10 protein-coding genes and 1 pseudogene are annotated in these 13,184 nt (G+C 65.1%); 3 read left to right on the top strand and 8 right to left on the bottom strand.

All coding sequences use genetic code 11. From position 1 onward, the window contains the following. Nucleotides 1–591 (bottom strand): annotated as a pseudogene (gene aceE, locus KIT86_RS17100) (pyruvate dehydrogenase (acetyl-transferring), homodimeric type); the annotation flags it as partial. Nucleotides 592–807: 216 nt separating this feature from the next. Between aceE and KIT86_RS17095 the strand changes: the two are divergent. The 3 genes from KIT86_RS17095 to folD all read left to right on the top strand — a co-directional run bounded on the left by KIT86_RS17095 (nucleotide 808) and on the right by folD (nucleotide 4,923). After that, nucleotides 808–3,363: a PAS domain-containing sensor histidine kinase gene (locus KIT86_RS17095; protein ID WP_297400526.1), complete on the top strand. Its 2,556-nt coding sequence runs from the start codon at nucleotides 808–810 to the stop codon at nucleotides 3,361–3,363. Next, a complete protein-coding gene (locus tag KIT86_RS17090) occupies nucleotides 3,360–3,986 on the top strand; it encodes a response regulator transcription factor (protein ID WP_291119523.1) in 627 nt (208 codons plus the stop codon). The genes KIT86_RS17095 and KIT86_RS17090 overlap by 4 nt, the downstream gene beginning before the upstream one ends. 85 nt (nucleotides 3,987–4,071) lie before the next feature. Continuing rightward, entirely contained in the window at nucleotides 4,072–4,923 is an 852-nt protein-coding gene (folD, locus tag KIT86_RS17085) for a bifunctional methylenetetrahydrofolate dehydrogenase/methenyltetrahydrofolate cyclohydrolase FolD (protein ID WP_297400523.1), read from the top strand. 4 nt (nucleotides 4,924–4,927) lie between these two features. Here the strand turns inward: folD and KIT86_RS17080 are convergent, their stop codons facing one another. From KIT86_RS17080 to lpxB, 7 genes are all read right to left on the bottom strand, one after another. Further along, entirely contained in the window at nucleotides 4,928–5,362 is a 435-nt protein-coding gene (locus tag KIT86_RS17080) for a DUF4149 domain-containing protein (RefSeq protein WP_297400521.1), read from the bottom strand. Nucleotides 5,363–5,373: 11 nt separating this feature from the next. Further along, nucleotides 5,374–5,850: a transcription elongation factor GreA gene (gene greA / locus KIT86_RS17075; RefSeq protein WP_297400519.1), complete on the bottom strand. Its 477-nt coding sequence runs from the start codon at nucleotides 5,848–5,850 to the stop codon at nucleotides 5,374–5,376. A gap of 149 nt (nucleotides 5,851–5,999) precedes the next feature. Next, nucleotides 6,000–9,257 carry a carbamoyl-phosphate synthase large subunit gene (gene carB / locus KIT86_RS17070; RefSeq protein WP_297400517.1) on the bottom strand — a complete coding sequence of 1,086 codons (3,258 nt, stop codon included), beginning with the start codon at nucleotides 9,255–9,257 and terminating at the stop codon, nucleotides 6,000–6,002. Between the two features lie 25 nt (nucleotides 9,258–9,282). Beyond that, the gene (gene carA / locus KIT86_RS17065; RefSeq protein WP_297400515.1) at nucleotides 9,283–10,449 is read right to left on the bottom strand and encodes a glutamine-hydrolyzing carbamoyl-phosphate synthase small subunit; all 1,167 of its coding nucleotides are present in this window, start codon (nucleotides 10,447–10,449) and stop codon (nucleotides 9,283–9,285) included. 197 nt (nucleotides 10,450–10,646) lie between these two features. Further along, on the bottom strand, nucleotides 10,647–11,423 hold the full coding sequence (locus tag KIT86_RS17060; protein WP_297400513.1) for an RNA methyltransferase: 777 nt from the start codon (nucleotides 11,421–11,423) through the stop codon (nucleotides 10,647–10,649). Next, nucleotides 11,420–12,067 (bottom strand): ribonuclease HII, encoded by a 648-nt coding sequence (rnhB, locus tag KIT86_RS17055; RefSeq protein ID WP_297400511.1) that lies wholly within the window; start codon nucleotides 12,065–12,067, stop codon nucleotides 11,420–11,422. The genes KIT86_RS17060 and rnhB overlap by 4 nt, the downstream gene beginning before the upstream one ends. Beyond that, nucleotides 12,039–13,184 (bottom strand): lipid-A-disaccharide synthase, encoded by a 1,146-nt coding sequence (lpxB, locus tag KIT86_RS17050; protein ID WP_297400509.1) that lies wholly within the window; start codon nucleotides 13,182–13,184, stop codon nucleotides 12,039–12,041. The genes rnhB and lpxB overlap by 29 nt, the downstream gene beginning before the upstream one ends.

The following is a 13,184-nucleotide window of genomic DNA, read 5'->3' as shown; positions in this document are numbered from 1 at the left end:
CCAGAACTCGGGCATGAGCTTGGGATGCGGGTAGCTGGAGAGGCCTTTGCCGTTGACTTCCTGGCGGAAGTTGAGCAGCTGCTCTTCGGTCAGGCGACCTTCCAGGTAGGCGCGAGCGTAGACACCCGGGGACACGTGGCCCTGGATGTACAGGCAGTCACCGCCGTGGTTTTCGCTCTCGGCGTGCCAGAAGTGGTTGAAGCCGGCACCGAACATGTGGGCCAGCGAAGCGAAAGAACCGATGTGGCCGCCCAGGTCACCCCCATCCTCGGGGTTGTGGCGGTTGGCCTTGACCACCATGGCCATGGCGTTCCAGCGCATGTAGGCACGAAGGCGTTCTTCGATCTCGATGTTGCCTGGGCAGCGCTCTTCCTGGTCCGCCTCAATGGTATTGACGTAACCGGTGGTGGCGGAAAACGGGAGGTCAATGCTGTGCTGGCGGGCTTCTTCGAGCAGCTGTTCGAGCAGGAAGTGCGCGCGCTCAGGGCCCTCGCGCTCGATGACGGCGGCCAACGCCTCCATCCACTCACGGGTCTCCTGGGAATCCGCATCGGCGGCACCGCGGGCATTGAGAGCGTCATTCGCTGACATTGTTGTCTCCTGTTGGTTTGAATTGAGCTTACGGAGGTCCATCCGCACTGTCACTGATTTTTCCACAAAAGCTTTGCATTTTCAACATATGCGCTATGTTTTTGTATTATGAAATAACGGTCGATTGACAGGCCAAGCAAGGGCGCGACAAAACCCGCGTTTCCGCCCCCCTCGTCCAGGGGCGCGGAGCACCTGCTCACGTAGACTCTCGGGTTCATGATTCCCTTGCCCCAAACCACGCCACCCAACAGCCCGCCTGTCCAGGCCGTCTGGTGGAAGCGCTGGTGGCGCCGCCTGCCGCCGTCGCGGCAGGATCGATTCGCCACCCTTGGCCCCTTGCTGGCCGTTCTCCTGTTCCTTTCGGCCATCGTGGTGGCCATCACCTACCTTCGCTACGAGGAACTCGAACGCGAACAGGAGGCCGTTACGCGCGACGTGGAATACGCCCAGCAACGCCTGCGACTGCGCCTGCTCGAAAGACAAGAGCAGCTCATGCGCCTGGCACGCGAGGTGGGCAACAAGGAGATCGAGAACGAGGAATTCGAGTTCCAGGTCGAATCCCTGGTGAGCCAGTTCCCCGAGATGCTGGCCATCAGCTGGATCGATGGCCGGCGCAACGTGCTCGCCAGCTATGCCTCGCCCAGCGCTCCCGCAACGCTGGTGAGGCCCGCCGGCACCGTGCTCTCGGCAGGTGAAACCGACGGGTCCTTCGACCTCGCCCGCGACCTGCGCCAACCGATTTACTCTCGGCCGCTTGGCGAGGACGCGCGCAATGCCACACTCATGCTGCACGTGCCGCTGAGCGAGCAGGGCCGCTTCTCCGGCACCATCATGGGCGAGTACTCGGTAGACGGGCTGATGCGTTTTGGGATTCCGCCGGAAATCATGGCCCGCTACGCGGTGGCCCTCGTGGATGACCGAGGCCGCGTACTGGCGGGCAGCCTGCAGACACCCACGAGCGTGCTGCGCCTGCTGCCCTGGTCCAACCCTCCGCTGGAGCACGAGGTCCCCGTCTCGCCGGTGGGCAACGGCCTGATCCTCAAGGCCCAGGGCTACCGCACCTCGCAGGACATCGTGGGCAGCGGCTTCTTCTGGGTCATCGGCGCGCTCTCCGCGCTCACGGTGTGGATGCTGCTGGGCACCTGGCGGCACACCCGTCGCCGCGTGCAGGCGCAGCAGGCCCTGGTGGCCGAGACCAACTTCCGCCGAGCGATGGAGAACTCCATGCTCACCGGCATGCGGGCACTCGACATGCAAGGACGCATCACCTACGTCAACCCGGCCTTCTGCTCCATGACGGGCTGGACCGAGGGGGAACTGGTTGGGCGCACCGCCCCCTTCCCGTACTGGCCCGAGGAAGAGCACGACCAGCTGGCCGCACGCCTGGAAGACGAGCTGCGCGGCCGCTCCACGCCTGGCGGCTTTGAAGTGCACGTGAAGCGGCGCGACGGCAGCATCTTCGATGCGCGCATGTACGTCTCACCCCTGATCGATCCCAAAGGCCACCAGACGGGCTGGATGACCTCGATGACCGACATCACCGAGCCCAAGCGCATCCGGGAGGAGCTTTCGGCATCGTACGAACGCTTCACCACCGTGCTGGAATCGCTGGACTCCGCCGTCTCGGTGGCGCCGCTGGGCAGCGACGAGATGCTGTTTGCCAACAAGATGTACCGCCTTTGGTTTGGCACGCGGGGACAAGGGCACCGCCACCTGGTCGATCTGGCGGGCAACCAGCCCTCGCCGAGCCCTGACGATGGCGATGCGGTGGATGCTTTCGCGGGGATGCCCACCGAGACGCTGACCGATGCAGGAGCGGAAAACGCGGAGGTCTTCGTCGAGGAACTGGACCGCTGGCTGGAGGTGCGCACGCGCTACCTCACCTGGGTCGATGGCCGCCTGGCGCAGATGGTGATCGCCAGCGACATCACGCCGCGCCGCTACGCGGAAGAACAAGCCTCCCGACAAGCCGAGCGTGCGCAGACCGCAAGCCGCCTGATCACCATGGGCGAGATGGCGTCCAGCGTGGCGCACGAGCTCAACCAGCCGCTGACCGCGATCACCAACTATTGCAACGGCATGATCTCGCGAGTGAACGAGCAGCGCATCACCACCGACGAGCTGCTGGGCGCCCTGGAAAAGACGTCGCGCCAGGCCCAGCGCGCGGGCCAAATCATCCAGCGCATCCGCGCCTTTGTGAAGCGCAGCGAACCCAACCCGACCCTGTCCGACGTCGCGCAGATGGTGAGCAACGCCATCGAACTCGCCGAGATCGAGTTGCGCCGGCATCAGGTGCGCCTCTCGCCCTATGTGGCGGCGCGCCTGCCGCAACTGATGGTCGACCCCATCCTGATCGAGCAAGTGCTGATCAACCTGCTCAAGAACGCGGGCGAGGCCATCGCGCAGGCCGGGCGGGCGCCCGGCGAGCGCTACGTGGAACTGCGCGTCGGCCCGCGCCGACTGGACGACGTGGACGTGGTCGAATTCTCGGTGCGCGATTCCGGCAATGGCGTGCCCGATGAAATGATCGAACGCATCTACGAAGCCTTCTACAGCACCAAGAGCGAAGGCATGGGGATCGGTCTCAAACTGTGCCGCAGCATCGTCGAGTCGCACCACGGGAGGATGCAGGTTCAGAACATCTACAATGGTGAAGAGGTGGTGGGCTGCTGCTTCAGCTTCTGGATCCCCGTGATCTCTCGGCTGCAGAACCTCAGCGCCGCGGCCGGGCCCGCCACAGAGCCGCTGACGGACACTGAAAGAGCGAGATGAGTTTGATCCCCAAAAAAGGCAGCGTCTACGTGGTCGATGACGACGAGGCGGTGCGCGACTCTCTGCAATGGCTCCTCGAAGGCAAGGACTTCCGGGTTCGATGTTTCGAATCGGCCGAAGCCTTTCTCAGCCGTTACGACGCGCGTGAAGTGGCCTGCCTGATCGCCGACATCCGAATGGGCGGCATGACGGGCATGGAACTGCAGGAACGGCTCATCGAACGCCAATCCCCCCTGCCCATCGTCTTCATCACGGGCCATGGCGATGTGCCCATGGCGGTGGAATCGATGAAGCGCGGTGCGCTCGACTTCATCCAGAAGCCTTTTAAGGAAGACCAGCTTGTGGCCCTGGTCGAACGCATGCTCGAACACGCACGCGAGGCGTTCGCCACCCATCAGCAGGCCGTCAGCCGTGACGCCCTCCTTTCCAAGCTCACCAGCCGCGAGGCCCAGGTGCTTGAACGCATCGTCGCCGGCCGCCTGAACAAGCAGATCGCCGACGACCTGGGCATCAGCATCAAGACCGTGGAGGCGCACCGCGCCAACATCATGGAAAAGCTCGGCGCCAACACCGTGGCCGATCTGCTCAAGATCGCCCTCGGGCAAACCCCGGCCAAGGCCTGATCCCAGACGCCGACTCCAGCATTTCTCCGACGCCCGCCGCTTTCCCGGCGGGCGTTTGCATTTCAACCGCAGACACGTTCCAGCCATGACCGCCCAACTCATCGACGGCAATGCCCTATCCCGCCAACTGCGAGCCAACGTCAGCGCGCGCGTCACCGCCCTCAAGGCCAAAGGCATCACGCCGGGTCTGGCTGTGATCCTGGTGGGCGACAACCCGGCCTCGCAGGTCTACGTGCGCAACAAGGTCAAGGCCTGCGAGGACACTGGCATGCACTCGGTGCTGGAGCGATGGCCCGCCACCCTCAGCGAAGCTGAATTGCTGGCGCGTGTGGATGCCCTCAACCAGGACACAACCATCCACGGCATCTTGGTCCAGCTTCCGTTGCCGGCCCATATCGACGCTCAGAAGGTGATCGAGGCGATCTCGCCGGCCAAAGACGTCGACGGCTTTCACATCGCCAGCGCAGGAGCGCTCATGACCGGCATGCCCGGCTTCTGGCCATGCACGCCCTATGGCTGCATGAAGATGCTGGAGAGCATCGGCTACGAGCTCAAGGGCAAGCACGCGGTCGTGATCGGGCGCAGCAACATCGTGGGCAAGCCGATGGCCCTGATGCTGCTGCAGCAGAACGCCACCGTGACCATCTGCCACAGCAGCACCCAGGATCTCAAGGCCTTGACCTTGCAGGCCGACGTGATCGTCGCGGCCGTCGGCAAGCGCAACGTGCTCACAGCCGACATGGTCAAACCGGGTGCGGTGGTGCTGGACGTGGGCATGAACCGCAACGACGAAGGCAAGCTATGCGGTGACGTGGATTTCGACGGTGTGAAGGACGTGGCCAGCTGGATCACACCCGTGCCCGGCGGCGTAGGTCCGATGACCATCACCATGCTGATGGTCAATACGCTCGAATCGGCCGAGCGGCTGGTGGCCTGAGGCGTCAGCGAGCCGGCAACGCCCGGCTCAAGCGCCAGAGCACAGCCCCGGCGCACAGCCACTGGCCAAGCACCATGGCCGTTCCCACGCCGTGCCACAGGCGCAGATTGCCGCCGCTGGCACGTGCGGTGACGATGTTCTGCGCCACACCAAACTCCTGGAGCAACGCCAGCAACATGCCCAACACCACGATGCCCAGCGTGGTCATGCTGGCGCCGTCCGGTGGACCACCCTGCTCATTGCCGCGCCGCAACATCACCAGCAACGCCAGGCCCAGCAACAGGCCGGCGTAGCACTGCAGGGAGAACAGCTTGGCGGCAACCGGCCCCGCCATGGCGGGGCTGCCCATCTGGGCGAACAGCGTCGGCACCGCGAGGAAACTCAGCGCCGTGATGCCACCCCACCACAGCGCGGCGACGAAGATGGCAACACGGTGCATGGGCACGGCCGTCAGGCGTAGCGCACAGCCACGATCTCGAATCGCTTGGTGCCACCGGGCGCCTGCACTTCGGCCACATCGCCCTCTTCCTTGCCGATCAGCGCGCGCGCAATCGGGCTGCTGATGTTCACCAGCCCCAGCTTGAGATCCGCCTCGTCCTCGCCCACGATCTGGTAGGTCACCGCCGCGCCGCTGTCTTCGTCTTCCAGTTCCACCGTGGCACCGAACACCACGCGGCCACCCGCATCGAGTTCGGCCGGGTCGATGATCTGAGCGGCCGAGAGCTTGCCCTCGATCTCGGCAATGCGGCCTTCGATGAAGCCCTGGCGGTCCTTGGCGGCGTCGTACTCGGCGTTTTCGCTCAAGTCGCCTTGCGCACGAGCCTCGGCGATCGCATTGATCACCCAGGGGCGGTCCACGGTTTTCAGGCGCTGCAACTCTTCCTTGAGCTTCTCGGCGCCGCGTTTGGTGATCGGGATGGTGGCCACGTTGATGTTCTCCTACTGCTTCCGGCTCTGCGCCGGCACAAAAGCAAACCGCCGGGCGTTGCCGCTCGGCGGTGTTCATGAAAGGGCATTATGCCGCGAAAGAAAGCGGTGTCCACACGCACCGGTCGAGCCGGTGCGTGGGCCACGCCTTACAACTGCGCGTGCATCTCCTGCACCGAGATCACGCTCAGCTTGTCCAGGTACTGCATGCCTTCGACGGCGGCTTCTGCGCCAGCGATGGTGGTGAACGTGGTCACCCGCGCCAACAGCGCCGAGGTGCGGATGGCCCGCGAATCGGCAATGGCGTTGCGGCGCTCTTCCACGGTGTTGATGACCAACACGATATCGCCGTTCTTGATCGCGTCCACGATGTGCGGGCGGCCCTCGGTAACCTTGTTGACCGTCTGCACGGCCACGCCTGCAGCGGCGATGGCCGCCGCCGTGCCACGCGTGGCCACCAGCGAGAAGCCCATCTCGACGAGCTGGCGTGCGATCTCCACCGCGCGCGGCTTGTCGCTGTTCTTCACGGTCAGGAACACCTTGCCCGAGGTCGGAAGCTTGGTGCCCGCGCCGAGTTGGCTCTTCACGAAGGCCTCACCGAAGGTCTTGCCCACGCCCATCACTTCGCCAGTGGATTTCATCTCGGGGCCGAGGATGGTGTCCACACCGGGGAATTTCACGAACGGGAACACCGCTTCCTTGACGCTGAAGTACGGCGGCGTCACTTCGGCACCGATGCCCTGCTGATCGAGCGACTGGCCGGCCATGCAGCGCGCCGCCACTTTGGCCAGCTGGATGCCAGTGGCCTTGGACACGAAGGGCACGGTGCGCGAGGCGCGAGGATTCACCTCGAGCACGAAGATCACATCCTTCTTCACGCCGTTCTCTTCCACTTCCTGGATGGCGAACTGAACGTTCATCAGGCCGACCACGTTCAGGCCTTCGGCCATGGCCGCGGTCTGTCGCTTGAGTTCGTCCACCGTCGCCTTGCTCAGGTAGTACGGCGGCAGCGAGCAGGCGGAGTCGCCGCTGTGCACGCCGGCCTGTTCGATGTGCTCCATGACACCGCCGATGAAGACGCGGCCGGTGGCATCGCGCACCGCGTCCACGTCGCACTCGATGGCATCGTTCAGGAAGCGGTCGAGCAGCACGGGCGAGTCGTTGCTGACTTTGACGGCCTCGCGCATGTAGCGCTCGAGGTCGCGCTGCTCGTGCACGATTTCCATGGCACGGCCGCCGAGCACATAACTCGGGCGCACCACCAGCGGATAGCCCAGCGCGGCAGCCTTCTCCAGCGCCTCTGGCTCGGCGCGGGCGGTGGCATTGGGCGGCTGGCGGAGCCCCAGGGTGTGCAGCAGTTGCTGGAAACGTTCGCGGTCTTCGGCCGCGTCAATCATGTCGGGGCTGGTACCGATGATGGGCACGCCCGCGGCCTCCAGGCCCAGCGCGAGCTTGAGCGGCGTCTGGCCGCCGTATTGCACGATCACGCCGACCGGCTTTTCCTTGTCCACGATTTCCAGCACATCTTCGAGCGTGAGCGGCTCGAAATACAGGCGATCACTGGTGTCGTAGTCGGTCGACACGGTCTCGGGATTGCAGTTGACCATGATGGTTTCATAGCCGTCCTCGCGCATGGCAAGCGCGGCGTGCACACAGCAGTAGTCGAACTCGATGCCCTGGCCGATGCGGTTGGGGCCTCCTCCAAGCACCATGATCTTCTTCTTGTCGGTCGGCTCGGCCTCGCACTCTCCGTCGCCGTGGCCTTCGTAGGTGGAGTACAGGTAGGCGGTGTCGGTGGCGAACTCGGCTGCGCAGGTGTCCACGCGCTTGTAGACCGGGCGGATGTTGTCGGCGATGCGGCGCTCGCGCACGGCCTGGTCGTTGGTCTTGAGCAACTTGGCCAGGCGGCGATCGGAAAAGCCCTTCTTCTTCAGGCCGCGCAGCGTGTCGGCGTCGATCGCACCCAGGCTGGTCTTTTCCAACGCGAGCTCGATCTTCACGATCTCCTCGATCTGCACCAAGAACCAGGGGTCGATCTTCGTGAACTGGTGCACTTCCTCCAGCGTCCAGCCCGCGGCGAACGCGTCACCCACGTACCAGATGCGGTCCGGCCCAGGCTCGCCAAGTTCGCGCTCCAGGGTCTCGCGGTCCTGCGTCTTCTCGTTCATCCCATCCACGCCCACTTCAAGGCCTCGCAGGGCTTTCTGGAACGACTCCTGGAAGGTGCGACCCATCGCCATGACCTCACCCACGCTCTTCATCTGCGTGGTCAGGCGGCTGTCGGCGGTGGGGAATTTCTCGAACGCGAAACGCGGGATCTTGGTCACCACGTAGTCGATGCTGGGTTCAAAGCTCGCGGGTGTGGCACCGCCCGTGATCTCGTTGCGCAGCTCGTCCAGCGTGTAGCCGATGGCCAGCTTGGCGGCCACCTTGGCGATCGGGAAACCGGTGGCCTTCGACGCGAGCGCCGAGGACCGAGAGACGCGCGGATTCATCTCGATGACGACCATGCGGCCGTCTTTGGGATTGATGGAGAACTGCACGTTGGAGCCGCCGGTATCCACGCCGATCTCGCGCAGCACGGCCAGCGAGGCATTGCGCAGGATCTGGTACTCCTTGTCGGTCAGCGTCTGGGCCGGCGCCACGGTGATGGAGTCCCCGGTGTGCACGCCCATCGGGTCCAGGTTCTCGATCGAGCAAACGATGATGCAGTTGTCCGCCTTGTCGCGCACCACCTCCATTTCGTATTCTTTCCAACCCAGCAGCGACTCTTCGATCAGCAGCTCGTTGGTGGGCGAGGCTTCCAGGCCGCGCTTGCAGATGGTTTCAAACTCCTCCGGGTTGTAGGCAATGCCGCCGCCCGTGCCGCCCAGTGTGAAGCTGGGGCGGATCACCACTGGGAAGCCAACCGTTTTCTGCACGGCCCACGCCTCTTCCATGCTGTGCGCAATCCCCGAGCGCGCCGAACCCAGACCGATCTTGGTCATGGCGTCCTTGAACTTGAGCCGGTCTTCGGCCTTGTCGATGGCCTCGGGCGTGGCACCAATCAGCTCCACGTCGTACTTGGCAAGCACGCCGTTGCGCCAGAGGTCGAGCGCGCAGTTCAGCGCGGTCTGGCCGCCCATGGTCGGCAAGATGGCGAAGCCCCCCTGGGCCAGCGGCCGCTCCTTGGCGATGATCTTCTCGACCGTCTGCCAGGTGATGGGCTCGATATAGGTGACGTCGGCCGTGGCCGGGTCCGTCATGATGGTCGCGGGGTTGCTGTTGATCAGCACCACCCGGTAGCCCTCTTCGCGCAGGGCCTTGCAAGCCTGCACGCCAGAGTAATCGAACTCACAGGCCTGGCCGATGATGATCGGACCGGCGCCGATGATGAGGACGGTTTGAATGTCGGTTCTTTTGGGCATGGTTCGCTGTAAGGTGTGCGCCGGCTCAGGCGGTGGCGGGCACGCGGGCCTGCATCAGGTCGATGAAACGGTCGAACAGGTAGCCAATGTCGTGCGGGCCGGGCGATGCCTCGGGGTGGCCCTGGAAGCAGAAGGCCGGCTGGTCCGTCCGTGCCAAGCCTTGCAAGGTACCGTCAAACAGGCTCACGTGCGTGGCCCGCAGCGTGGCGGGCAGGGTCTTTTCATCGACCGCAAAACCGTGGTTCTGACTGGTGATGCTCACGCGGCCGTTGTCGAGGTCCTTCACCGGGTGGTTGGCACCGTGGTGGCCGAACTTCATCTTGAAGGTCTTGGCACCACTGGCCAGGGCGAGGATCTGGTGGCCCAGGCAGATGCCGAAGGTGGGTACGCCCGCTTCGATGATCTCTCGCGCGGCGGCAATGGCGTAGTCGCAGGGCTCCGGGTCACCCGGGCCGTTGGACAGGAACACGCCATTGGGCTTGAGCTTGAACACGTCGGAGGCCGGTGTCTGCGCGGGCACCACCGTGATCTTGCAGCCCCGCTCGCTGAGCATGCGCAGGATGTTGTACTTCACACCGAAGTCGTAGGCCACCACGTGAAAGCGCGGCGCGATCTGCTCGCCATAACCGAAACCGAGTTGCCACTCGGTCTGCGACCAGGCGTAAGGTGCCGCAGCCGACACCACCTTGGCCAGATCGGTGCCGGCCATGTTCGGCGCAGCCTTGGCGGCGGCCAGTGCCTGGGCGCGGTGCGCCTCGGTGATGGCCTCCCCTGCCGGCAAAGCCAGGATGCAGCCGTTCTGCGCACCATGCGTGCGCAACCGGCGCGTGAGCGCTCGGGTGTCGAGGTCAGCGATGGCGACGGTCCCTTCGCGCTGAAGGTACTGCGAGAGCGTTTCGCTGCTGCGGAAGTTGGAGGCCAGCAGGGGCAGGTCTTTGATGATCAGGCCAGCGGCGTGGACGCGGCTGGCTTCCACGTCTTCGGCATTGACGCCGGTATTGCCAATGTGCGGATACGTCAGCGTGACGATCTGCTGGCAGTAGCTCGGATCGGTGAGGATTTCCTGGTAACCGGTAAGCGAGGTGTTGAACACTACCTCGCCCGTGGTCTGACCGGTGGCGCCAATGGAAACGCCTGTAAAGACCGTGCCGTCGGCGAGCGCGAGAAGGGCTTTCGGGTGGACGGGAAGCACGGAATTCTCCAGAGTGGGGTGGCAACGTCTTCGCGCCGGCGGCAGGTGCCGCGCAGGCCTAGCACCCGCCTCGCGCCGGCCGGTGCCGGGGCGGAAACGGAGCTGGAACCTGGGGTGGTGAGCCGGGGCGCGCAGGGTTGCGCTGATTGCGGGTAAACCGTGGAATTATAGCCCGGAGCGGGCCCTGGGCCGAGGGCTCAAACAGCCGATCGGACGGCGCCCGCGTGCAGGCAAATGGCAGCAGCAGCGGCCACATTGAGGGATTCTTCGCCGCCAGGCTGGGCGATGCGCACGAAAGCCGCGGCCTGCGCCATCAGGCCCTCCCCCACGCCCTGGCCTTCATGGCCCAGGACCCATGCGCAGGGCCAGGGCAGCCGTGCCTGATGCAGCCAGTCTCCCTGATGAGAGCTGGTCACCAGCATAGGAACGCCCAGCGCCGCGAGATCGTGCACCGCCAAGCCTTCAATCAGGCGCAGCCCGAAATGCGCCCCCATGCCCGCGCGCACCACCTTGGGGGACCACAGCGCGGCCGTGCCCTTGAGTGCCAGCACCTGCCCAAAACCGAAAGCGGATGCGCTGCGCAGGATAGACCCCACATTGCCCGCGTCCTGCAGCCGGTCCAGCACCACTGTGGCCACGCCACCCTGCACCGCCGAAACGGGGGGCAAAGCCCACACAAACCCCACGCCGGCCGGCGACTCCAGCCCACTGATCCCCGCCATCAGGGCGTCGGGCACGATGACCACGTGATCGCTGGCGTCGCGCAAGTCGTGCGGGGCCCGAGGCCAGAAGGCGTCGGTGAACACCGCGGTGAGTGGCCGCAGACCGCGCGCCAACAAGGCCCGGCAGAGGTGATCTCCCTCCAGCCAGACTTGGCCCTGCTTGCGGTAGGCCGTGCCGTCCTGCGCCAGCAGACGCAGGCGCTTGAGCAACGGGTTGTCTCGCGAGGTGATGGTCAGGGGCGTGGCCGTCACGGCTCGTCCCCCTTGTCGGCCCCTGGCACCACCAAGGCTCGAGCCACAGGCGCGAACGAGCGACGGTGCACGGACAAGGCCCCATGCACCCGCAACGCCTGCATGTGCTGCGCGGTACCGTAACCCTTGTGCTGGTCGAATCCATACTCTGGGTGCTGCAGATGCAACTCGCACAGCAGGCGATCCCGCGTGACCTTGGCCAGAATGGATGCGGCTGATATCGACGGTACCAGCGCATCGCCCGAGACAATGGCCTCGGTCAGCACGTCCAGCGTCGGCAGCCGGTTGCCATCCACCAGCACTTTGGCAGGTTTGAGGCGCAGGCCCAGCACCGCCCGGCGCATGGCCAGCAAGGTGGCCTGCAGGATGTTGAGCTGGTCGATCTCCTCCACCGAAGCCTGGGCCACGCTGCAACACAGTGCCTTGGCACGAATTTCGTCATACAGTTTTTCGCGGCGCAATGCGGTCAGCTGCTTGGAGTCCGCCAGGCCTTTGATCGGCGCGCGGTCATCCAGGATGACGGCAGCGGCGACCACAGGCCCCGCCAGCGGACCGCGCCCGGCCTCGTCCACGCCCGCGAGCAGTCCGGGCACGTCCCAGATCAACGGGGCCTGTTCAGCCTTCAAGAACTTGTTCGATCGCATCGGTAGCCAGTTGAGCGGTATCTCGTCTCAGGGTGTGGTGCAGCTCGGTGAATCGCTGCCGGACCGAGGCGATTTTCGCAGGTGCATCAAGCCAGTCCAGCACCGCCTGCGACAGCGCCTGAGGCGTGGCCGCGTCCTGCAACAACTCGGGAACCACAAACTCGCCACAAAGGATGTTGGGCAAGCCCACCCAAGGCTGCAGTTGCTTGCGCCGCATGATCTGCCACGAGAGCCAGTTCATGTTGTAAGCAATCACCATGGGCCGCTTGAACAGCGCGGCCTCCAGCGTCGCGGTGCCGCTGGCGATCAGCGTGACATCGCACGCAGCCAGCGCGGTGTGCGACTGCCCCGGGATGACTGTCAACGCACCATTCAGCCCGGCGGCATGGGCCGCAGCCTCGATGCGATCGCGCAGCGCGGGTACCGCCGGCACCACGAAGCGCATACCGGGGCGCTCGCGCCGCAGCCGCGCCGCGGCATCAAAGAAACGCGTGACCAGGTACTGCACTTCCGAGGCGCGGCTGCCCGGCAGGATCGCGACGACAGTGTCCTCCTCTTGCAGGCCCAGCTGGAGGCGCGCCGCCATGCGGTCCGGCTCCATGGGGATGACGTTGGCCAGCGGGTGGCCCACATAGGTGGCCGCGATGTCATGTTGCCCCAGCAACGCGGGTTCGAACGGGAAAATGCAGAGCACATGGTCGGCGCTGCGCCGGATCTTGTCGACCCGGTCCGCGCGCCAGGCCCAGATCGATGGGCAGACGAAGTGCACGGTGCGAACACCCTCTGCCTTCAGATTGGCCTCGAGGTCCAGGTTGAAATCGGGCGCATCCACACCGATGAACACATCGGGGCGCGTCGACGTCAGCAGGCGCTGCTGCAACGCCGCGCGGATGCCCACGATCTCGCGATAGTGCCGCAGCACCTCGACATACCCGCGCACCGCGAGCTTCTCGCTGGGCCACCAAGCCTCAAAACCCTGGGCGGCCATCTGCGGGCCACCAATGCCAAAGGACTGCAGATCGGGCCAGCGCTGCCGCACGCCCCTGAGCAACAGCCCCGCGAGCAGGTCGCCCGACGTCTCGCCCGCCACGAGGGCAAAACGCTTGGACGGGTTCAT

The organism is Hydrogenophaga sp., assembly GCF_026125825.1.
GTDB lineage: Bacteria > Pseudomonadota > Gammaproteobacteria > Burkholderiales > Burkholderiaceae_C > Hydrogenophaga.
The sequence above is the reverse complement of the archived record's forward strand: the minus strand, read 5'-3'. Positions and strand labels throughout refer to the sequence as shown.

What these genes read in the sequence shown, in the direction of transcription:
- carB (WP_297400517.1), bottom strand. Translation starts at nt 9,257, where the DNA reads ATGCCCAAAAGAACCGACATTCAAACCGTCCTCATCATCGGCGCCGGT.
- rnhB (WP_297400511.1), bottom strand. Translation starts at nt 12,067, where the DNA reads ATGCGATCGAACAAGTTCTTGAAGGCTGAACAGGCCCCGTTGATCTGG.
- folD (WP_297400523.1), top strand. Translation starts at nt 4,072, where the DNA reads ATGACCGCCCAACTCATCGACGGCAATGCCCTATCCCGCCAACTGCGA.
- KIT86_RS17080 (WP_297400521.1), bottom strand. Translation starts at nt 5,362, where the DNA reads ATGCACCGTGTTGCCATCTTCGTCGCCGCGCTGTGGTGGGGTGGCATC.
- lpxB (WP_297400509.1), bottom strand. Translation starts at nt 13,184, where the DNA reads ATGAACCCGTCCAAGCGTTTTGCCCTCGTGGCGGGCGAGACGTCGGGC.
- KIT86_RS17090 (WP_291119523.1), top strand. Translation starts at nt 3,360, where the DNA reads ATGAGTTTGATCCCCAAAAAAGGCAGCGTCTACGTGGTCGATGACGAC.
- KIT86_RS17095 (WP_297400526.1), top strand. Translation starts at nt 808, where the DNA reads ATGATTCCCTTGCCCCAAACCACGCCACCCAACAGCCCGCCTGTCCAG.